The organism is Wolbachia endosymbiont of Glossina morsitans morsitans, from assembly GCF_000689175.1.
Taxonomy (GTDB): domain Bacteria; phylum Pseudomonadota; class Alphaproteobacteria; order Rickettsiales; family Anaplasmataceae; genus Wolbachia; species Wolbachia pipientis.
In genome coordinates this window covers 1-928 of record NZ_AWUH01000185.1, presented here as the reverse complement: position 1 = coordinate 928, position 928 = coordinate 1, and the positions used below count along the sequence as shown (strand labels likewise).

The following is a 928-nucleotide window of genomic DNA, read 5'->3' as shown; positions in this document are numbered from 1 at the left end:
CTGGCTATAATGCTGCGTCTATTGGAACACTTGGAACATGCATCAATAATGGCAGAAAAGGTAATAGCAACAGCCTTACCACTCCAGGTGCAGAAGACCTTTACGCAACATTGCGTGGTATAAGTGTAGAACACTTAGTGTTGGAATCATCAAGTCATGGGATTGATCAATACAGAATCCATGGATTAAAGTTGAGTGCTGCAGCTTTTACTAATTTCTCGCAAGATCATTTAGATTACCATAAAAGTCTTGGTGGATATTTAGAAACTAAAAAAGGTTATTTTACGAAGTATTACCAGAAGGAAAAACAGCGATTTTAAATGCGGATATAGATGAATACGGCGCATTGCTTAAAATAGCTGAAAAACACAGTAATAAAGTTGTGACTTATGGAAAAAAAGGCTCTGATATTACTTTATTAGAGCAAACACCAACCCCTAATGGTCAACATCTTACAGTAAAAATTGATAACCAAATTTACAATACATTTTTCCCAGTTTTAGGAAAATTTCAAGCATATAATCTGCTATGTGCAATCGGTATATCTGGATTAAATTACAGAGAAATATGCGTAGAAAAACTCATTTCTCCACCAGGAAGAATGGAAAAAGTGAAACCTTTTGCATTCGTGGATTACGCTCATACTCCAAGTGCGCTTAAACAAGCCCTATTGTCTTTAAAATGGCATATCAACAAAAAAATAATTCTAGTTTTTGGATGCGGTGGAAATCGCGATCAGACGAAACGTTCAGAAATGGGCAAAATAGCACAAATGTATGCAGATAAAGTAATAATTACAGATGATAATCCGCGTGATGAAGATCCGGCAAAAATTCGCCACGATATTTTGCTACATTGCCCTGATGCACTGGAGATAGGAGGTAGGAGAGAAGCTATAGAGAAAGGCGTAGATATTGCCTATAACGAG

At 36.6% G+C, this 928-nt stretch carries 1 pseudogene; it reads left to right on the top strand.

From position 1 onward, the window contains the following. Positions 1-928 (top strand): annotated as a pseudogene (locus tag WGMM_RS04750) (Mur ligase family protein); the annotation flags it as partial.